Raw genomic sequence first — 19,443 nt, 5'->3', positions numbered from 1 at the left:
CTGGCTCCTCGATTAAATAGCTCTAAAAATCAGCAGCATCAAACAGGCAAAAACCGGCACCGCGGCGGTCAGGCTATCAATGCGATCCAAAACGCCTCCGTGCCCCGGTATCAGATGGCCGCTGTCCTTGATACCGGCTTCACGTTTAAACATGCTTTCCGTTAAATCTCCCAAAACCGAGGCCATCACCGCGATGACCGAACAGAGCAGCAGGCTCAGAGGTGCGGCATCCAGCGGCGCGTACTTGCCGAACAGCCAGGACAATACCGCCGAGGTCAGCAGGCCGCCCGCCAATCCTTCCCAGGTTTTTCCGGGGGAAACTCTGGGCGCCAGCTTATGCCGGCCCAGCGCCCGCCCAAACAGGTAAGCGCCTGAATCCGCGCCCCACACCAACAGCATGACGTAGAGTAACCACCAGGCGCCGATAAAATGATTCAGGGAATACTGATGCTGGCGCAGCGCCAGCATGCCCCAAAAAAAAGGCACGATGGTCAGGATACCGAATAACAGCCGCAGGGAGCTTGAACGGCGCCACAAAGCCGCGGATTGCGGATAGCATAGTACCAGCACCAGGGCCGCCAGCCACCATACCAGGGAGGCGCCCAATGCGTATTCCACCTGCCAGGCGGAAGTAAAGGGGTGGTAATCGGGAATGGTCAGCATCATTAACGCCAGCAGCAAGCCGCACAGGATAGCCAGCCAGATCCGTTGACTGCGTGCAGGCAGACCCGCGAATTGACCCCATTCCCATGCGGCCAACATACATACCGCCAGGGTGACCAGCGCAAAACCCACCGGAGGCAGCAAAAAGAGCGCGGCAATAACAATCGGTATTAAAATAAAGGCAGTAATCAAGCGAGACTTCAGCAAAAATCCCCCCTAGGACGCATCGGCATCATTAGGTGTAGTTCCCCCGAAACGCCGCTCGCGTTGAGCAAATGCATTCAGCGCACCTTCAAAAACATCTTCGTCAAAATCCGGCCACAGCACATCGGTAAAGTAAAGTTCGGCATAAGCTATCTGCCATAACAAGAAGTTACTGATACGGTGTTCGCCACCGGTGCGAATGACCAAATCCACCGGCGACAGTTCGTGCAGACAGACATGACGGCACAGCGCATCCTCATCAATCTGATCCGGACGCAAAAGACCTTCTTGTACTTTTTCAGCCAGTTGTTTCACGCCCTGAATGATATCCCAACGGCCGCCATAATTCGCGGCAATATTCAATGTTAGGCCATCGTTATTTTGCGTTAGCGCCTCGGAGCGACGAATCCGCTCCTGCAGACGAAGACCGAAACGGCTGGTATCGCCGATAATACGTAAGCGTACGTTGTGCTTATGCAGGCTTTTCACTTCGCTGTCCAATGCCCTGACAAACAGTTCCATCAGTGCGGAGACTTCCTGCATCGGCCGATTCCAGTTCTCACTGCTGAACGCATATAGGGTCAGCGCATCGAAATGATGGCTTACGGCAAAGCTGACCGCGCGCCGGACCGATTTCACACCCGCTTTATGACCGAAGATACGTAATTTTCCACGGCTTTTCGCCCAACGGCCGTTGCCATCCATAATGATGGCCACATGCCGTGGCGCGGATAACAGCGGAACAGTAGCCTCTTGCTGATTTTCGGACGACATAACGCTTACGTATTTCCTCAATAAGAATATACCCATCATACTTCAAACTGCGGGTGCGTTGGCTTTCCTCGCTCACCCCAGTCACTTACCTTCGTAAGCTCCTGGGGATTCTCTGCGTCGCCGCCTTCCTGCAATTCGAATTATTTTGGGTATTCAACCATCTTTCCGGAACAATAGGCCCCGAATACGCAAAAAAGCCGTGCGCTCACACGGCTCGCTCCTGACGTTTTTCCAGTCAACCGTCAGCCCAGGAGGGAGGTGGCGCTGACTATAACATTTCGACAGCGGCGGAACAAATCAGGCAAGCGCTCCAGGCGAACCGGTTAATGCATTAACGCCCTGATTTCACGCCCCGCATTGCTGCGCGCTTCCAGATCGATGGCTATCACATCTTCGATGCTGTGAGGTTCGGTCAACGCCATTCCCTCCAGCACGGTACGGTTTAACGCGGCGATATCGGTAAATCCGATTTCCCCATGCAGAAATGCCGCCACCGCCACTTCATTGGCGGCGTTAAGCGTCGTAGTGGCCGCCTGGCCGAGATCGGAGGCGAGGATCGCCAACTGCAAACAAGGGTAGCGCGCGTAGTCCGGACGCTCGAATGTCAACTGGCCGATGCGGTGGAAATCAAGCGTCTCGACCCCCGTCGTCACCCGGTGGGGATAAGCCATGGCATGGGCTATGGGTGTGCGCATATCCGGCGAGCCCAATTGGGCAAGCACGCTGCCGTCGCGATAGCGAACCATGGAATGAATCACCGACTGCGGATGCAGGATGACTTCCATTTGCTCCGCCGAAGCGTTGAATAACCAGCGTGCTTCAATATATTCCAGGCCTTTGTTCATCATCGTCGCCGAGTCTACCGAGATTTTACGTCCCATGGACCAGTTCGGATGGGCACAGGCCTGATCCGGCGTTTTAGCCGCCAAATCCGCCAGCGGGGTTTCTCTGAAGGGACCGCCGGAACCGGTAAGAATAATGCTGGATACCCCATTCTCTTCCAGTGAAGCGTAGCCTAACCGGTGTTGAATGGGTTCAGGCAAACTCTGAAAAATCGCGTTATGTTCGCTATCCACCGGCAAAAGCTGAGCATTGCTGCGGCGGGCTTCGTTCATAAACAAGCGGCCGCAGGTCACCAACGACTCTTTGTTTGCCAACAACACGCTTTTGCCGGCGCGCAGAGCCGCCAGGGTCGGCATTAAACCGGCGGCGCCGACGATGGCCGCCATCACCTGATCCACCTTGTCCATCTCAGCCAGCTCACAGGCCGCACGAGACCCCGCCATGACCTCCGTGGTTGCTCCGGCGTCGTGCAGGCGCTGTTTGAGTTTCCGCGCCGACGCCTCATCGGCCATACAGGCATAGGCAGGCCGAAAGGTCAGGCATTGTTCGGTCATCACGTCGACATTTTTACCGGCCACCAGCGCGTAGGCGCTGAATTTATCGGGATTTTGTTTAATTACGGCCAGCGTATTGATGCCAACGGAACCGGTAGAACCAAGAATCGTCAAATGCCTCATGAGGTACTCTGAAAACCGCAAGTCAAATGGATGATAGGAGCACAATAGTCTGAAACGTTGCGCAACATTTGTCTATGGCGTTACCGACAAAAAAAAGCCGTAGCGGCAGATCCCGCGGGATCTGCCGCTACGGCGTCACTATAATGGCGGCAGGTTAAATTTCCATTAATTCCGCTTCTTTTTCCGCAAGCGCGCTGTCGACCTTTTTGATAAACCCATCGGTAAGCTTTTGGATCTCGTCCTGTGAACGACGATCCTCATCTTCACTGATCACTTTATCTTTCAGCATGGCCTTCACTTTTTCATTGGCGTCGCGGCGTACATTGCGCACCGATACCCTGCCCTGCTCAGCCTCGGACCGGACAACCTTGATCAGATCGCGGCGACGTTCCTCGGTGAGCGCCGGCAGGGGAACACGGATCACGGTACCGGCGGACGAAGGATTCAATCCCAGATCGGAAGCCATGATCGCTTTTTCCACCGCCGGGGCCAGCGAACGATCAAATACCGTTATAGCCAGCGTACGGGAGTCTTCGGCCACCACGTTAGCCAGTTGGCGCAACGGTGTCGCCGTACCGTAATACTCAACATGAATGCCATCAAGCAGGCCCGGAGAGGCGCGGCCGGTACGGATTTTGCTAATGTGGTTTTTGAATGCCTCGACGCATTTTTCCATACGCATTTCGGCATCTTTGCGAATTTCATTAATCACGGTGCGAACCCTTGGAAACGAGTTATCCGGGCGGGCTTAAGCATATGCCAAGCCCATGATAGTCAAAACCCGCGGCGGCAGGTTCTGACATTAGGCATTTCGCCCTGTCTGTCCTATTCCTATCAAGCGTATAATACTGCTATTTATCCTAAACCCTTCGCCTTTCGCGTTACGGTTGTGTTGGCAGTAACGCGAAATCCATCAGGTAAACGGCATTATTTGCAGATAAGCGTACCTTCTTTTTCACCCATCACCACGCGCCGAAGCGCGCCCGGCTTGTTCATATTAAACACCCGGATGGGTATGTTATGATCCCGCGCCAGCGTGAAAGCCGCCAGATCCATCACTTTAAGCTCCTGCTCCAGGACATCCTGGTAGCTCAGCTGTTCATACAGTGTAGCATCGGGATTTTTCACCGGATCGGCGGAGAACACGCCGTCCACCTTGGTGGCTTTCAGCACCACGTCGGCTTCGATTTCAATACCGCGCAGGCAGGCCGCCGAATCCGTGGTAAAAAACGGATTACCGGTACCGGCGGCAAAAATCACCACACGATTGTTTCGTAGCAGGCTGATGGCTTCAGCCCAACTGTAATTATCGCAAACGCCGTTCAGCGGAATCGCCGACATCAGGCGCGCATTGACATAAGCGCGGTGAAGCGCATCACGCATCGCCAATCCGTTCATCACCGTCGCCAACATGCCCATATGGTCGCCCACCACACGATTCATGCCGGCCTGGGCCAATCCAGCGCCACGGAACAGATTGCCGCCGCCGATCACCACCCCGACTTGAATGCCCAACTCCACCAGTTCCTTCACTTCCTGGGCCATGCGATCCAGGACGCTCGCGTCGATACCGAAACCTTCTGCGCCTTGCAAAGCTTCGCCACTCAATTTAAGCAGGATACGCTGGTAAACGGGTTTCGCATTGGTTGCCATTTTTCTGTTCCTAAAGCAGCGATAACAAGATGGGTGGATTCAGGGCATAAGGATAGCTCTTCCGGTCTGAACCCCCCGACGGCGGTTCAGACCACTTATCAAGACTGTTTGCTTATGGCGGCGACTTCAGCGGCAAAGTCCACTTCCGCTTTTTCGATGCCTTCGCCCACTTCGAAACGGATGAAGTTAATCACGCCGGCTTTATGCTCTTGCAACAGCTGGCCGACGGTTTTGTTCGGATCCATAACGAAGTGCTGACCGGTAAGGGAGATTTCGCCGGTGAATTTGCGCATACGGCCTTCCACCATTTTTTCGGCGATTTCACGGGGCTTGCCGGATTGCATGGCGATATCCAGCTGAATCTGGTGCTCACGCGCCACGACGTCGGCCGGTACATCGTCCGCATTGACATATTCGGGCTTACTGGCGGCGATATGCATGGCCACATGCTTCACCAGTTCATCATCGGCACCGGTGGCGGCAACCAGAACGCCGATACGGGCGCCATGCAGGTATGAACCCAGTACGTCCCCTTCCAGCGCGGCAACGCGGCGAATATTGATATGTTCACCGATCTTGGCCACCATCGCGGCGCGTTGGTCGTCGAATTTCGCTTTCAACGTTTCGATATCGGAAATGCGTTCCGCCAATGCGGCGCTCACCACGTCGTCGCCGAAGGCTTTGAATCCGCCGTCTTTGGCCACGAAATCGGTTTCACAGTTCAACTCAACGATAACACCGTATTTACCATCTTGAGCAATTTTGGTCAGGATGATGCCTTCGGCGGCGACACGGCCGGCTTTCTTGGCCGCCTTTGCCTGACCGGATTTACGCATGTTATCGATAGCCAGCTCGATATCGCCCTGTGCTTCAACCAGGGCTTTCTTACATTCCATCATGCCTGCGCCGGTACGTTCGCGCAGTTCTTTAACCAGGGCGGCGGTAATATCAGCCATTATTTTTTCCTCGTTATCCCGTGGGGGGATAGGTAAAAAAGAGGGCCTGAAGACAGGCCCTCTAACCAACATATTTTAAACTTGGTTAATAAGGGCTCAAAAAGAGCATGCCTTATTATTCGTTTTCCGCAAAGCTTTCTTCGGCCAGTTCAACCAGATCCTGGGAGCGGCCTTCACGAACGGCGGTGGAGACGGCGCTAAGATACAAATTGATGGCACGAATGGCATCGTCGTTGCCCGGGATGATGAAATCCACGCCGTCCGGATCGGAGTTGGTATCCACCACGGAAAACACCGGAATGCCCAGGTTATTGGCTTCTTTGATAGCGATGTGCTCATGTTCCGCATCGATAACAAACAGCGCGTCAGGCAAACCGCCCATGTCCTTGATACCGCCCAGGCTGTTTTCCAGCTTGTCCAGTTCACGAGTGCGCATCAGCGCCTCTTTCTTGGTCAGCTTTTCGAAAGTGCCGTCCTGGGATTGGGTTTCCAAATCCTTCAAACGCTTGATGGACTGACGAACCGTTTTCCAGTTGGTCAACATCCCGCCTAACCAGCGATGATTCACGAAGAATTGATCGCAGCTGTTGGCCGCTTCTTTTACCGCTTCACTTGCCGCACGCTTGGTGCCGACAAAGAGGATTTTGCCTTTGCGGGAGGCGATTTTGTTCAGCTCGGCCAGGGCGTCGTTGAACATCGGTACCGTTTGCTCAAGGTTGATGATGTGGACTTTATTACGTGCACCAAAAATGAAAGGTTTCATTTTCGGATTCCAGTAACGGGTCTGGTGACCGAAATGTACACCGGCCTTGAGCATGTCACGCATGGAAACAGTTGCCATGATTAAACCTCTATAGATTGTTTGGGGTTATGCCTCCACGTATCCCATGCGGCCGACCCCGCCTTACAGGCCAAGGCACCCCGGCACATGTGCCGATACGTGTGTGTAATAACACAATTGAGTTTATACCCTTTATCTTTTGAGTTGCAGCTGTGTTGGCCGCGACTCGAAATCTAATGGGTATAGTTGATCTGAGCGGCGCATAAGACCAAAATACTCTACGCCGATCGTCGGCGCGCTTTATACCATAATCCGCGTCGAGACTCCACTATTTGTTCTTTGCCGCCGCTCCGCCAAATGATAATTTGGCAGTCTTTGGCTTGGCTGATAACATTATCCTTTATTTTATTGTAATCATACATTGTCGACGCGTACGCCGACTGCGGATCTATTCATGGCTATTCCCATTAAAAATTCTGACGATATAGCAAAAATGCGCGTTGCCGGCCATCTGGCCGCCGAAGTTCTGGAAATTATCGAACCTTATGTTGTGCCGGGTGTAAGCACCGGCGAACTGGATCGTCTCTGCCATCAGCATATTACCGAGCATCAGCACGCCATTTCCGCAAGCCTCGGCTATCACGGCTTTCCCAAATCCGTTTGTATTTCGGTGAATGAAGTGGTTTGCCACGGGATTCCCTCGGATGAAAAAAAACTGAAAGACGGCGATATAGTCAATATCGATGTCACGGTGATTAAAGACGGCTTCCATGGCGATACCTCGAAAATGTATCTGGTGGGCAAACCCACCATCCTCGGCGAGCGCCTGTGCCGGGTCACCAAGGAGAGCATGAACCTGGCCATCAAGATGATAAAACCGGGCATTCGCCTGCGCACCTTGGGCAAGGCAATCCAGCAATTCGTCGAAGCGGAACGTTTTTCCGTGGTGCGGGAGTATTGCGGGCACGGCGTCGGCCGGGGCTTTCATGAAGATCCGCAGGTGCTGCATTATGATGCCGATGACGGCGGCGTGGTGCTGCAGCCGGGCATGGCCTTCACCATCGAACCCATGGTGAACGCCGGCGACTACCGCATCCGCACCATGAAAGACGGCTGGACGGTAAAAACCAAGGATCGCAGCTTGTCGGCGCAATATGAACATACTATTGTGGTGACGGATAATGGATGCGAAATTATGACCTTGCGCAGCGACGACACCCTGCCGCAGGTGATTACGCATCCGGCCTGAGTCACGGCTCGCGCCGATACCGCATCGGGTCCGGCGCTGAAAGCCGAAACGGCGGACTTCATCAGTAACCCGGGGCGGGTAACCGGCGGCAGTTGCCGAATCCCGTTCCCCGGCACAGACCTACTACTCGTGCGGTAATGCCGGGGTCGGGCTGCCCCCCCGCGGAGTTACCGGCTTTACCATGGGCCTCATATGCCGGATAGAATCCTTCAGTATGCCGAACCCCCCGTCGACAGTATTCTGCCGATCAAACCCTCATCGCCGTTGACCTGGCCCGATGAGGACCTGAATCGCGCCTTCCTGAGGGATCGTCTGGATGATTTCCACGCCTGGCTGGCGGATGCCTTTAACGCCGGCGTACCGGCGGAAACGCTGATAGACGCCCGCGCCCTCTATATCGACCAGTTGCTGCGGCAGCTCTGGCGCTTTCACGGTTTCGACGCGGCGCCGGAAACCGCGCTGGTGGCGGTGGGAGGCTATGGGCGCGCCGAACTTCATCCGCTATCGGATATCGATGTGCTGGTATTGAGCCAGAACCCCCTCACCGCACCGCAGGCGCAGCATATCAGCGAATTGCTGACGCTGCTCTGGGATTTGAAACTGGAAGTGGGCCAAAGCGTACGCAGCCTCGACCAATGCCTGCAAGAGGGTAAGGCTGACCTGACCGTCGCCACCAATCTTATCGAGTCCCGCCTGATATGCGGCGATGTGGCGCTGTTCCTGAAATTGCAAAAGAGCATTTTCAGCGAGGATTTTTGGCCATCAAGCCAATTCTTCCCCGCCAAGCTGGCGGAGCAGGAGGAGCGCCATCAGCGTTACCACGGCACCAGCTATAACCTTGAGCCGGATATTAAAAGCAGCCCCGGCGGCCTGCGGGATATCCATACGCTGTTATGGGTGGCCCATCGCCACTTCGGCGCCACTTCCATGGACGAAATGGTGGGGTTCGGTTTTTTGACCCAGGCCGAACGCGATGAGCTCAATGAATGCCAGAGTTTCTTATGGCGTATCCGTTTTGCGCTGCATCTGGCCATAACCCGCTATGATAATCGTCTGTTATTCGACCGGCAGCAAAGCGTGGCGCAGATACTGCGTTATCGCGGCGAGGGCAATGTGCCGGTTGAACGTATGATGAAGGATTTTTTCCGCGTCACCCGCAGGGTCAGCGAACTGAATCAGATGCTGCTGCAACTGTTTGACGAAGCCATCCTGGCGCTGGCGCCGGACGAGAAGCCACAGCCGCTGGACGAAGACTTCCAACTGCGCGGCGACCTGATCGATTTACGGGACGATACCCTGTTCGCCCGCCGGCCCGAAGCGATACTGCGCATGTTCTATCGGATGGTGCAGCATCAGAACATCTCCGGCATCTATTCCGCCACCCTCCGCCAGCTGCGTTATGCCCGTCGTCATCTCGACGGCCCGCTGTGCAATATCCCCGAGGCCCGGCAGCTTTTCATGGCTATCCTTCGCCATCCGGGGGCGGTACGGCATGCCTTGCTGCCCATGCATCGCCACAGCGTGTTATGGGCCTATATGCCGCAGTGGGGCAATATTGTCGGACAGATGCAGTTTGACCTGTTTCACGCCTATACCGTGGATGAGCACACAATCCAGGTATTGATGAAACTGGAGAGCTTCGCCGACGAGACAGAGCGGCCCAAGCACCCGCTGTGTGTCGAGCTCTTCCCCCGGCTGGCGCACCCGCATCTGTTATTGCTGGCGGCGCTGTTTCACGATATCGCCAAAGGGCGCGGCGGCGATCACTCCACCCTCGGCGCCAAAGATGCAATGGAATTCGCCGAGCTGCATGGTCTGCACTCCCGCGAAGCGCAGCTGGTGGCCTGGCTGGTGCAATTCCATCTGGTCATGTCGGTAACCGCTCAGCGGCGGGACATCCAGGACCCGGCGGTGGTGCAGCATTTTGCCGCCGATGTGCAAACGGAAAGCCGGCTGCACTATTTGCTTTGCCTGACGGTGGCCGATATCTGCGCCACCAATGAGACCCTGTGGAACAGTTGGAAGCAAAGCCTGTTGCGCGAGCTGTTTTTCGCCACGGAAAAACAGCTGCGGCGCGGCATGCAAAATATGCCGGATATGCGCGCGCGCATCCGTCACCACCGCTCGCAGGCGCTTGCGCTGCTGCGCATGGAAAACGTTGACGAAGAGGCGCTGAATCTTCTTTGGAGCCGCTGCCGCGCGGACTATTTCCTGCGTCACTCCCCCAATCAGTTGGCCTGGCACGCCCGCCACTTACTGGAGCACAACTCCGAAAAGCCCCTGGTGCTCATCAGTCCACAGGCCACCCGCGGCGGCACGGAAATATTCATTTGGAGCCAGGACCGTCCTTACCTGTTCGCCGCCGTGGCGGGGGAACTGGACCGGCGTAACCTGAGCGTCCATGACGCGCAAATCTTCACCAACCGCGACGGAATGGCCATGGACACCTTTGTGGTGCTTGAACCGGACGGCAGCCCGCTGGCGCCGGATCGCCACAACATGATTTGCCTGGCGCTGCTGCAAACGCTGCAACCCGGCAAATACCAGCATCCGCGCTCGCGGCGACCCTCGCCCAAACTCCGTCATTTCTTTGTGCCCACTCTGGTGGATTTCCTGCCGGGACACTCCGACCGGCGTAGTTATCTGGAGTTGACGGCACTGGATCAGCCCGGCCTGCTGGCACGGGTCAGCGAGGTGTTTGTGGATTTGGGCGTATCGCTCCACGGCGCCCGGATTTCCACCATCGGCGAACGGGTGGAGGACTTGTTTATCCTGGCCGGCAGCGACCGACGCGCATTGAGTCCGGCGATCCGCCAGGAATTGCAGCGGCGCTTAACGGAGGCGCTCACTCCAAACGAAAAAATATGATACAAGTGATGACGAGTTAATTCATTTCATTCGACAAGACACGGGACACAGATAGGATGCAGCAATTACAACAGATCATTGAAAATGCCTTTGAACGCCGTGGGGACATCACGCCGGCAACGGCGGATAACGTTACCCGCGATGCGGTTAACCAGGTCATCGCCCAGTTGGACAGCGGCACGCTGCGGGTGGCGGAAAAAATCAATGGCGAATGGATAACCCATCAATGGTTGAAAAAAGCGGTATTGCTGTCATTCCGTATCAGCGACAACCAGCTTATGGACGGGGCGGAAACGCGCTATTTTGATAAAGTGCCGATGAAATTTGCCGGTTACGATCAGGCGCGCTTCCAGCGGGAAGGTTTCCGGGTGGTGCCCCCCGCCACCGTTCGCCAGGGCGCGTTTATCGCCCGCAATACCGTGTTGATGCCTTCTTATGTCAATATCGGCGCTTATGTGGACGAAGGCACCATGGTGGATACCTGGGCCACAGTGGGATCTTGCGCGCAAATCGGCAAGAATGTCCATTTGTCCGGCGGTGTCGGCATCGGCGGGGTGCTTGAGCCGCTGCAGGCCAACCCCACCATTATTGAAGACAACTGCTTTATCGGCGCACGCTCCGAAGTGGTGGAAGGGGTCATTGTTGAAACCGGTTCGGTTATCTCCATGGGGGTTTTTATCGGGCAGAGCACCAAAATTTACGATCGCGAAACCGGTGAAGTGCATTATGGACGCGTTCCGGCCGGTTCAGTGGTGGTATCAGGCAACCTGCCGTCTAAAGATGGGCGTTATAGCCTGTACTGTGCGGTTATCGTTAAAAAAGTCGACGAAAAAACCCGCGGTAAAGTCGGCATCAATGAGTTATTAAGAACGATAGACTAATATCTTTATTGGCGAATGCGCTTCCCGCGCGGCCCCCACGGATAGAGAGCCGGCTGTAATGCAAGCCGTTTATCACATTTTATGGCGCCTGAGGGCGTCATACTCATCACAGGATATTACACACCAGAGGTAGCCCTATGTACGATAACTTGAAAAGCCTTGGCGTAAATCATCCGGACGATATCGACCGTTACAGCCTGCGTCAGGAAGCCAATAACGATATTCTGAAAATTTATTTTCGCCGGGACAAAGGTGAATTTTTCGCTAAAAGCGTGAAATTTAAATACCCGCGCCAGCGTAAAACCGTGGTTTCCGATAACGCCGCAGAGGGTTACCGTGAAATCAACGAAATCAGCCCCAACCTGCGTTATGTGATCGACGAGCTGGATCAGCTCTGCCTGCGGGATCAAACTGAAGTGGATTTAAAGCAAAAAATCCTGGACGATCTGCGCCATCTTGACAGCGTGGTGACCAATAAAATAGCCGAGATCGAGGCGGATCTGGAAAAGCTGACCCGCGGCAAATCCTGAGGGCAGGGCCAAGGCCCCAAGGCTTCCGTCCCCGGCGGTCAGAGACTCCGGGGCTGGACGCTTCAGGCGCCGATCAGACCGCTCCACTTCTCCACCCAGGGGATGGCCACAACTTCCGGTTCGGGATTTTCCTGTGCGTCGATTTCCAGCAGTTGACCGATCCTGACAGCGCCCTGCTCCTGTAGCAGAGCATCAAAGGTATGCCCCGCTCCGCAGAAATTCTCGTAGCTGCTGTCTCCCAATGCAATCAACCCGTAACGCAATTCCGGCTGATAACCCACGTGCTCTTTCACCGCCTGGAACAGCGGGGCGATGCTGTCGGGAAAATCTCCCTGGCCGGTGGTGGAGGTAACGATCAGCGCAAAATGATGCCGATAAAATTGCCAGGATTCCAGCGTACCCTCTTCGAACAGCTTCACCTCATGGCCTTGTTCCACCAGAATGGTTTCCGCTTCTTCGGCAACCAATAACGCATTACCGTAGACCGTGCCGACAAAAATACCCACTTGTGCCATTGGCCTAACTCCCTCGCATAAATATTTATCGTGTCAATGTCGCCATATCCTGACCCGTGGCCGCGGCAAACTCAACCCTTTCATAAGCAGGGAGAATGCCGGTCCATTGAAACCGGCCCAGGAGATTTTGCCAGGTCTGATCCCATTTTGCGTCGATAACCAGCGGCAGACCGGTTACCGGGTGCGCCAGTTCCAGACGGCTGGCGTGCAGCATCAGGCGCGGACAGTCGAACGTGCGGGCGAAGCCGCGATTTTGGCGCAGATCGCCATGGGTGGAATCGCCAATCAGTGGATGATGGACGTGGGAAAGATGGCGGCGCAGTTGATGCTTGCGGCCGGTTTGCGGCGTGAGCTCCATCAGACTGTAGCGGGAGGTGGGATAGCGGCCGATAGCCACCGGCATTTCCACCTGGGCCAAGGCGCGATAGTGGCTTATGGCCGGCTGCGGTGCTTTATCCGGCTGGGCGAATTTATCGGCAATCTTGTCAAGCTCCTGCGTCAGGGCATAATCAATAGTGCCGTCGCCATCCATATAACCCCGCACCACCGCATGGTAGGTTTTTTTCACCCGATGCTGCTCAAACTCCCCGGACAAGGTATGGGCTACCTCGGCGGACAGCGCCAGCAACAACACCCCCGAGGTGGGCCGGTCAAGACGATGTACGGTAAACACATGCTGTCCCAGCATATCCCGTACCGTTTGCATGACCACAATCTTTTCCCGGCGATCCAGCCAGCTGCGATGCACCAGCCAACCGGCTGGTTTGTTCACCGCCACTAAAAACTCATCCTGATAACATATTTCAATCATGCTGGACTGTCCGCTCGCCGGAAGAGGGGTTCGAGTTAAGCAAATCATCCAGCCGCCGCAGTTGAATCAACAGCGGCGCGGCATCGGGTAATGCTTCTTCGAAATAGGGGGTGATGGAGAAACGGGCCGGCAACGGCGCGTGCTTATCCAATAATGCATGCATGCGCGGCAGCAAAATCCATTGCAGCCACTGCTCCGCCTGCATCGTATCAATACAGAAAGGCTCGATGCTGTCGAATGCCGTTTGCGCCGGCGGCTGCGATTGCCAAATCGCCAAGGCTTGCATCGTCTGCTCGATATCAAACAAATGTTGCCGAATCTCAAGGTGTAAGTTCATGATGCGCTCCAAACTGAAAGGCCGCCGCCCCGAGGTTGTGAAACGACACAGACCTGATTAAAAGGCCGTTGCCCCCCGGTTGCAAAACGCCAGAGAATAGCACTGAACCCGGCCCGGCGCTAATGCCGCAATGCCTAGGCTCACATCAGCCGGTCACCGTATTCTGATCTTAACGCCGGCTCAAGACGGGCATAGGCTGCTTCAATGCGCGGCGGGATCTCCACGTGGGCAATAAAACCGGACCCCGCCGGGCCGTAACCCCCCGGGGCGTCGCGCAGCCGGGGGATTTCCCCCAGCAGCAGGGAAACGAAACGCGGCAACGGCCATGATTCGGCGCTGTCCCGCGGGCTCCATACCACCTGACCCGCCTTCGCCTCAAAGCCCGGAACCAGCGTCGGCCAATTGATAAACCTCACTTCCGGACTATCCTGCCAGACCTTTCGGAAGCTGGCGTCGGTTCGTCGCTGCATCAGCGGATCCTGCGTCAGGATGAGGGTGCGCGGCCGTTCACCGGCCGCCGTCAATACCTGACGGGCCCGTAGGGCATTGTCGCCGCAGTTGGTGGACTGGGTTTCCAGCAGGATCCGCTCATCGGCCAGACCAAAAAACCGCCGGCCGATATCCCGCAGTATCTCCGCTTCACTGCGCCCGGCGGTGGCGACGTCGTGATACAGTGGATGTCGTTGCACAGCCCGGTACAATAATTCAGTGGCATGCCCCACGCCGCCGGCGATGAGAATTTTAGGCGCGACGCCGGCGGATGCGGCCTGAAAGACGCGTTCGGCGGTAATAAGCACCGCGTTGCCCAGCAGCACCAGCAGGTCGGCTTTGCCACAGCCGGCAAGCTGCTGCGGCGAAGCACCCCGGGTTTGATCGCAGGACAAAAACGATGCCAGCAGATTGAGATCCGCTACCTGGGCGGCTGAAAACATGGCGACGCTCCTTAATTAACCATACCCGATGGAAGTCGAGTTGCGGCTAAGCGTATCAACTTGAATGATGAGGGGTATATAGCCGCCCATGATAGACCATCATGGTGGATCTCCGCCATTAACGAGGGGATAAACGCACAAAGAAAAGGGGGTACTGTCGAAACAGTACCCCCGGTTCATTTATAGCACTCCCGCTATCGCTGTGCTCCCTGCGTTCATCCATGAAAAGTTATAAACGCTATAACCTTGCAACGATCCGTATCGGCAATTTCCATCCTTGAAACCGACTACGTCGTCCGACGTATGTCCTTGTGGCCTTCCTGCCCGCGGATTCTCCCTGATCCACTCACATTCTCCATCCTGGAGGTGTCCCGATCATCGTCCTGTAATATCCGGGCGCGTTCCTGCGTCCCTCCCTATTCCGGCTCTTCCTGAGCCCATCCTTGTCCGTCGGCGGCTAAAACATTTAAAATAGCCGCGTCGTTAAATTGATTGATAAGATCGCTTAATTGAAGGCTTTATACAAGACAGTTATACATAACGGAAGATATTGTTCTCACTTGCACTGCTAATACTGCTAATTAATTCATTGATTAATGGGAAATTATCAGCATTTCAGGCCAGAATTTAAAGTTATTTTTCCTGCAATGTCTCACAGTATTTGTAAGAGATCTCTTACATTTTTTTCAACAAATACGACAAATTCATTCAGGCTACTTCAGGTTCCAGCAGAGATAAAAACGCCGGCAGGTTATCAGCCAGCACCGTGCGGTTTTTTCGGCCGAGTTCTTCCAGGAGAATTTGCCCGCTGAGATTGCAAACGGAGATGAGCGTCAGTTCGGATTCGGTAGTGGCGATAAACAGCGTCGGCGGCAATTTCAGCCTTTTTTGCATCAGCAGATGGCCGATAAGATTTTCCTGGATGCGAATACCGTCGGCCTCGCTCCATACCTGCAGCAATTCCAGCGGGCGATCGAGATAACGTGCCGACATATCTCCCGCCAGCTGACTGCAATAAAACGCTTCCGCCGCCGGCTGCAATTGCATCTCCAGCGCCCGCTCCACCCCGGCCAGGGTCAGGCCTTCCGGCGGCGGACAGGGCTGCCAGTAGACCTGATCCCCATGCTCACCGATAACGCAAGGGGACGGCACCCCGAACAGCGCGCGGCTGGCGGGGGCGCCGCCGGTGGCGGTCTGCCAGTGCTGCTGATAGCGGCGGGTGAATGCCTGCAATGCCTGTGACACTTGGTAATCCATAATCTCTCTCATCTTGCGGCGCTCTACGTTACACTAGACCCATAGTAACAAGAAGGATTCAGGGTAACTATTTTATGTCCACTAAAGCTATGTCTACGAAAGATATGTCCGCTTATGAAAATCAACAGGCGTTGGCATCGCTGACGCTGGGTAAACCCACTCCCTATAGCGATCGCTATGACGCCGCCTTACTGCAGGCGGTGCCGCGCGCCCTTAACCGCGAGCCCCTGGGTTTGACGCCGCAAACGCTGGGATTTCACGGCGCCGATATCTGGACGCTGTACGAATTGTCCTGGCTCAACGACCGGGGCGTGCCGCAGGTGGCCATTGGTGAAATGAGTCTTGACGCCGCCAGCCGCAATCTCATCGAATCCAAAAGCTTCAAGCTTTATCTTAACAGCTTTAACCAGACCCGATTTGCCGACTGGGCTACGGTACGGGATGTTTTAATCCGCGATCTCGCCCGCTGCGCCGAAGGGGACGTGAATCTGGCGTTGATGCCCCTTGGCGAGATGGGCAGCCGGGGCGTCGCCGAATTTTCCGGCGAATGCATTGACGGGCAGGATATCCGCATCGACGATTATACCTTCAGCAATAAATGGCTTCGGCACGCCGCGGACGATGGCGCAACGGTCAGCGAAACCCTGGTCAGCCACTTGTTGAAATCTAATTGCCTGATCACCCATCAGCCGGATTGGGGATCGTTGCAAATCACCTATCGCGGCCCGCGCATCAATCGCGAAGCCTTATTGCGCTATGTGGTGTCTTTTCGCCATCATAACGAATTCCATGAACAATGCGTGGAACGGATTTTTACCGATCTGATGCATTTATGCCACCCGGAGCAGCTATCGGTCTATGCCCGCTACACCCGTCGCGGCGGACTGGATATCAACCCGTGGCGCAGCAATACGCAATTTGTGCCGTCGTCCGGCCGTCTGGCGCGGCAATAATGTTTTATCCGTCATCTTTCACGTTACAGGTGCGTTGGCTGCGCCTGGCTACAGCTCGAAATCAATTGGGTATATAACGACGAGCATTTGAATAAAAATTTTGTGCGAAACCGCGCACCAAGGAGTTATTTTGATTACGCATATCAGCCCCCTCGGTTCAATGGATTTATTGTCACAACTTGAAGTGGATATGCTCAAACGCACTGCCAGCAGCGATCTCTATCGTCTGTTCCGCAACTGTTCGCTGGCGGTATTAAATTCAGGCGCCCAGACCGACAGCAGCAAAGAACTGCTGGCCCGCTTCCAGGATTTCGATATCAATGTGCTGCGCCGTGAGCGCGGGGTGAAGCTGGAACTGGTGAACCCGCCTGAAGAGGCCTTTGTCGACGGCAGTCTTATCCGCTCGATCCAGGCGAACCTGTTCGCGGTGCTGCGGGATATTCTGTTCGTTAATGGACAGATTGTCTCAGCCGGCCACCATCAGAGTCTTAACCTGAATAATTCAGTGCATATCACCAATTTAATCTTTTCCATTATGCGCAACGCCCGCGGCTTACATGTGGGGGAAGCGCCGAATATGATTGTCTGCTGGGGCGGTCATTCCATCAGTGAAACCGAATATCTGTATGCCCGTAAAGTAGGCAGCCAATTGGGCCTGCGTGAACTGAATATCTGCACCGGCTGCGGGCCGGGGGCCATGGAGGCGCCGATGAAAGGCGCGGCGGTGGGCCATGCCCAGCAGCGTTACAAGGAAGGACGCTTTATCGGTATGACCGAACCGTCCATTATCGCCGCCGAGCCGCCCAATCCGCTGGTGAATGAACTGATTATCATGCCGGATATTGAAAAACGGCTGGAAGCGTTTGTCCGCATCGGCCACGGCATCATTATTTTCCCGGGCGGGGTGGGCACCGCCGAAGAGTTGTTATATTTGCTGGGGATCATGATGAATCCGGCCAATAAGGAACAGGTATTGCCGCTGATTCTTACCGGTCCGGGCATCAGCGCCGATTATTTCCGGGTGTTGGACGAATTTGTCGTCAGTACCCTGGGGGAAGAGGCCCGCAGGCATTACACCATCATCATTGACGATGCGGCGGAAGTGGCCCGCCAAATGAAAAAAGCCATGCCCAGGGTCAAGGAAAACCGGCGCAGCAGCGGCGATGCCTACAGCTTCAATTGGTCGCTGAAGGTGGCGCAGGATCTGCAGCACCCGTTCGATCCCACCCATGAAAACATGGCTAATCTGAATTTGCACCGCGATCAGCCGGCCGAACAGCTGGCGGCGGCATTGCGGCGGGCATTTTCCGGCATTGTCGCCGGCAACGTAAAGGAAAACGGCATCCAGTCCATTGAACAGCACGGCCCCTATAAACTTCGCGGCGACCCGGATATCATGAAACGCATGGATCTCCTGCTGCAAGGTTTTGTCGCGCAACACCGCATGAAATTGCCGGGCAGCGCCTATATTCCCTGCTACGAGATCTGCATTTAGCCCCCAGACCTGCCAGGGGACAGGGTGAAACATGGATACCCTGTCCCCCTCCCGTTGGATGATGATAAGGACGACACGCCATGACGGTTCATTTATTGATTGTGGATGCCTTGAATCTCATTCGCCGCATGCACGCCACCCAGGGTCCATCCTGCCCCTCAGCCTGCGACCATGCGCTGAAGCAGCTGATTTTTCATAGTGAACCGACCCACGCGGTGGCGGTGTTCGACGATGAACAGCGTAACGAAAGCTGGCGTCATCGACTATTGCCGGGCTACAAAAGCGGACGCGCGCCGATGCCCGGCGAGCTGCGCGTACTGTTGCCCGACATCAAGCATCTGTTCAGCCAAACCGGGGTGGCATCCTGGCAGTTAACCGGTTATGAAGCGGACGATATCGCCGCGACGCTGGCCTTTAAAGTCGCCGCCGCCGGGCATCGCGTTACCCTGGTTTCCACCGATAAGGGATATTGCCAGCTATTGTCTCCGGCGATCCAAATCAGGGATTATTTTCAGAAACGCTGGCTGGACCTGCCGTTTATCACCGGTACCTTCGGTGTACAGCCACAGCAATTGCCCGATTACTGGGGGTTGGCCGGCATCAACGGCAGCAAGATTCCCGGCGTCGCCGGTATCGGCGCCAAAACCGCGGCGCAGCTCATCAGCCAGGCCGGCAGCCTGGAAAACCTTTATGAACAATTGGCCGATGTCCCGCCAAAATGGCGGAACAAACTTGAGCCGCAGCGGGAAATAGCCTTTATATGCCGCCGGGTGGCGACGCTTGATACCGGCGTTACACTGCAAGGCAATCTGCAGCAGTTACGGCTACCCCGTTGAATCTCTATTCAGGTGGCCACCGCGCCGCCTTCGGTGACATAAACCGCTCCGCGTTTTGCCCAAAATATCTTCGAAGTCGCCGTGTTTAATATTGGAAGGCCGTTCTCTTTCAGTTGAAGTTAGTCTGTTAAGATAATATCAACATTGTATTTTTCAAACTGTATTATATTCTGCCGGCAACGCTTTTCATTCATTACTTATATATCTTGTCATTCAATTGCACATTAT

Annotated in this window: 19 protein-coding genes; 7 read left to right on the top strand and 12 right to left on the bottom strand. The window is 55.2% G+C overall.

Going from position 1 to position 19,443, the window contains the following annotated elements:
- Positions 1-12: 12 nt before the first annotated feature.
- From cdsA to rpsB, 7 genes are all read right to left on the bottom strand, one after another.
- The gene (gene cdsA, locus HB631_RS21385) at positions 13-870 is read right to left on the bottom strand and encodes a phosphatidate cytidylyltransferase (protein ID WP_213993200.1); all 858 of its coding nucleotides are present in this window, start codon (positions 868-870) and stop codon (positions 13-15) included.
- A gap of 9 nt (positions 871-879) precedes the next feature.
- A complete protein-coding gene (ispU, locus tag HB631_RS21380) occupies positions 880-1,641 on the bottom strand; it encodes a (2E,6E)-farnesyl-diphosphate-specific ditrans,polycis-undecaprenyl-diphosphate synthase (RefSeq protein WP_213993199.1) in 762 nt (253 codons plus the stop codon).
- Positions 1,642-1,964: 323 nt separating this feature from the next.
- Positions 1,965-3,161, bottom strand: coding sequence for a 1-deoxy-D-xylulose-5-phosphate reductoisomerase (gene ispC, locus HB631_RS21375; RefSeq protein ID WP_213993198.1), 1,197 nt, complete (start codon positions 3,159-3,161; stop codon positions 1,965-1,967).
- A 154-nt stretch (positions 3,162-3,315) separates the two neighbouring features.
- Positions 3,316-3,873, bottom strand: coding sequence for a ribosome recycling factor (gene frr / locus HB631_RS21370; RefSeq protein WP_213993197.1), 558 nt, complete (start codon positions 3,871-3,873; stop codon positions 3,316-3,318).
- A 215-nt stretch (positions 3,874-4,088) separates the two neighbouring features.
- Complete coding sequence (gene pyrH, locus HB631_RS21365; protein WP_132923230.1) at positions 4,089-4,814, bottom strand: UMP kinase; 726 nt, start codon at positions 4,812-4,814, stop codon at positions 4,089-4,091.
- Between the two features lie 98 nt (positions 4,815-4,912).
- A complete protein-coding gene (gene tsf / locus HB631_RS21360) occupies positions 4,913-5,770 on the bottom strand; it encodes a translation elongation factor Ts (protein WP_213993196.1) in 858 nt (285 codons plus the stop codon).
- Positions 5,771-5,885: 115 nt separating this feature from the next.
- Positions 5,886-6,611, bottom strand: a complete 726-nt coding sequence (gene rpsB, locus HB631_RS21355) for a 30S ribosomal protein S2 (protein ID WP_213993195.1) — start codon at positions 6,609-6,611, stop codon at positions 5,886-5,888.
- Between the two features lie 394 nt (positions 6,612-7,005).
- Here rpsB and map point away from each other — a divergent pair, with 394 nt between their 5' ends.
- The 4 genes from map (at position 7,006) to HB631_RS21335 (ending at position 12,079) form a co-directional block, all read left to right on the top strand.
- Positions 7,006-7,800: a type I methionyl aminopeptidase gene (gene map / locus HB631_RS21350; RefSeq protein ID WP_213993194.1), complete on the top strand. Its 795-nt coding sequence runs from the start codon at positions 7,006-7,008 to the stop codon at positions 7,798-7,800.
- 192 nt (positions 7,801-7,992) lie between these two features.
- Complete coding sequence (gene glnD, locus HB631_RS21345) at positions 7,993-10,668, top strand: bifunctional uridylyltransferase/uridylyl-removing protein GlnD (protein WP_213993193.1); 2,676 nt, start codon at positions 7,993-7,995, stop codon at positions 10,666-10,668.
- A 56-nt stretch (positions 10,669-10,724) separates the two neighbouring features.
- Positions 10,725-11,549, top strand: a complete 825-nt coding sequence (dapD, locus tag HB631_RS21340; RefSeq protein ID WP_213993192.1) for a 2,3,4,5-tetrahydropyridine-2,6-dicarboxylate N-succinyltransferase — start codon at positions 10,725-10,727, stop codon at positions 11,547-11,549.
- A 137-nt stretch (positions 11,550-11,686) separates the two neighbouring features.
- Entirely contained in the window at positions 11,687-12,079 is a 393-nt protein-coding gene (locus HB631_RS21335) for a DUF3461 family protein (RefSeq protein ID WP_213993191.1), read from the top strand.
- Positions 12,080-12,141: 62 nt separating this feature from the next.
- Here HB631_RS21335 and HB631_RS21330 read toward each other — a convergent pair whose 3' ends face one another.
- The 5 genes from HB631_RS21330 to syd all read right to left on the bottom strand — a co-directional run bounded on the left by HB631_RS21330 (position 12,142) and on the right by syd (position 15,931).
- Positions 12,142-12,594, bottom strand: a complete 453-nt coding sequence (locus tag HB631_RS21330; RefSeq protein ID WP_213993190.1) for a flavodoxin — start codon at positions 12,592-12,594, stop codon at positions 12,142-12,144.
- 25 nt (positions 12,595-12,619) lie between these two features.
- A complete protein-coding gene (truC, locus tag HB631_RS21325; protein ID WP_213993189.1) occupies positions 12,620-13,405 on the bottom strand; it encodes a tRNA pseudouridine(65) synthase TruC in 786 nt (261 codons plus the stop codon).
- Complete coding sequence (locus tag HB631_RS21320; protein ID WP_213993188.1) at positions 13,398-13,742, bottom strand: YqcC family protein; 345 nt, start codon at positions 13,740-13,742, stop codon at positions 13,398-13,400. Before HB631_RS21320 ends, truC begins: the two co-directional genes overlap by 8 nt.
- A 140-nt stretch (positions 13,743-13,882) precedes the next feature.
- A complete protein-coding gene (locus tag HB631_RS21315; RefSeq protein WP_213993187.1) occupies positions 13,883-14,674 on the bottom strand; it encodes a YdcF family protein in 792 nt (263 codons plus the stop codon).
- Between the two features lie 708 nt (positions 14,675-15,382).
- Entirely contained in the window at positions 15,383-15,931 is a 549-nt protein-coding gene (syd, locus tag HB631_RS21310; protein WP_213993186.1) for a SecY-interacting protein, read from the bottom strand.
- Between the two features lie 104 nt (positions 15,932-16,035).
- Between syd and queF the strand changes: the two genes are divergently transcribed.
- From queF to xni, 3 genes are all read left to right on the top strand, one after another.
- Positions 16,036-16,884: an NADPH-dependent 7-cyano-7-deazaguanine reductase QueF gene (gene queF / locus HB631_RS21305; protein ID WP_213993226.1), complete on the top strand. Its 849-nt coding sequence runs from the start codon at positions 16,036-16,038 to the stop codon at positions 16,882-16,884.
- Positions 16,885-17,014: 130 nt separating this feature from the next.
- Positions 17,015-18,379, top strand: a complete 1,365-nt coding sequence (ppnN, locus tag HB631_RS21300; RefSeq protein ID WP_213993185.1) for a nucleotide 5'-monophosphate nucleosidase PpnN — start codon at positions 17,015-17,017, stop codon at positions 18,377-18,379.
- Between the two features lie 80 nt (positions 18,380-18,459).
- The gene (gene xni / locus HB631_RS21295) at positions 18,460-19,215 is read left to right on the top strand and encodes a flap endonuclease Xni (protein ID WP_213993184.1); all 756 of its coding nucleotides are present in this window, start codon (positions 18,460-18,462) and stop codon (positions 19,213-19,215) included.
- Positions 19,216-19,443: the final 228 nt, after the last annotated feature.

This window comes from Sodalis sp. dw_96 (genome assembly GCF_018449575.1).
Classification (GTDB): Bacteria; Pseudomonadota; Gammaproteobacteria; order Enterobacterales; family Enterobacteriaceae; genus Acerihabitans.
The sequence above is the reverse complement of the archived record's forward strand: the minus strand, read 5'-3'. Positions and strand labels throughout refer to the sequence as shown.

Excerpts from the sequence above, each read along its gene's own strand:
- ispU (WP_213993199.1), bottom strand. The coding sequence starts at position 1,641 with ATGTCGTCCGAAAATCAGCAAGAGGCTACTGTTCCGCTGTTATCCGCG.
- ispC (WP_213993198.1), bottom strand. The coding sequence starts at position 3,161 with ATGAGGCATTTGACGATTCTTGGTTCTACCGGTTCCGTTGGCATCAAT.
- pyrH (WP_132923230.1), bottom strand. The coding sequence starts at position 4,814 with ATGGCAACCAATGCGAAACCCGTTTACCAGCGTATCCTGCTTAAATTG.
- tsf (WP_213993196.1), bottom strand. The coding sequence starts at position 5,770 with ATGGCTGATATTACCGCCGCCCTGGTTAAAGAACTGCGCGAACGTACC.
- rpsB (WP_213993195.1), bottom strand. The coding sequence starts at position 6,611 with ATGGCAACTGTTTCCATGCGTGACATGCTCAAGGCCGGTGTACATTTC.
- map (WP_213993194.1), top strand. The coding sequence starts at position 7,006 with ATGGCTATTCCCATTAAAAATTCTGACGATATAGCAAAAATGCGCGTT.
- glnD (WP_213993193.1), top strand. The coding sequence starts at position 7,993 with ATGCCGGATAGAATCCTTCAGTATGCCGAACCCCCCGTCGACAGTATT.
- dapD (WP_213993192.1), top strand. The coding sequence starts at position 10,725 with ATGCAGCAATTACAACAGATCATTGAAAATGCCTTTGAACGCCGTGGG.
- HB631_RS21335 (WP_213993191.1), top strand. The coding sequence starts at position 11,687 with ATGTACGATAACTTGAAAAGCCTTGGCGTAAATCATCCGGACGATATC.
- HB631_RS21330 (WP_213993190.1), bottom strand. The coding sequence starts at position 12,594 with ATGGCACAAGTGGGTATTTTTGTCGGCACGGTCTACGGTAATGCGTTA.
- truC (WP_213993189.1), bottom strand. The coding sequence starts at position 13,405 with ATGATTGAAATATGTTATCAGGATGAGTTTTTAGTGGCGGTGAACAAA.
- HB631_RS21320 (WP_213993188.1), bottom strand. The coding sequence starts at position 13,742 with ATGAACTTACACCTTGAGATTCGGCAACATTTGTTTGATATCGAGCAG.
- HB631_RS21315 (WP_213993187.1), bottom strand. The coding sequence starts at position 14,674 with ATGTTTTCAGCCGCCCAGGTAGCGGATCTCAATCTGCTGGCATCGTTT.
- syd (WP_213993186.1), bottom strand. The coding sequence starts at position 15,931 with ATGGATTACCAAGTGTCACAGGCATTGCAGGCATTCACCCGCCGCTAT.
- queF (WP_213993226.1), top strand. The coding sequence starts at position 16,036 with ATGTCCGCTTATGAAAATCAACAGGCGTTGGCATCGCTGACGCTGGGT.
- xni (WP_213993184.1), top strand. The coding sequence starts at position 18,460 with ATGACGGTTCATTTATTGATTGTGGATGCCTTGAATCTCATTCGCCGC.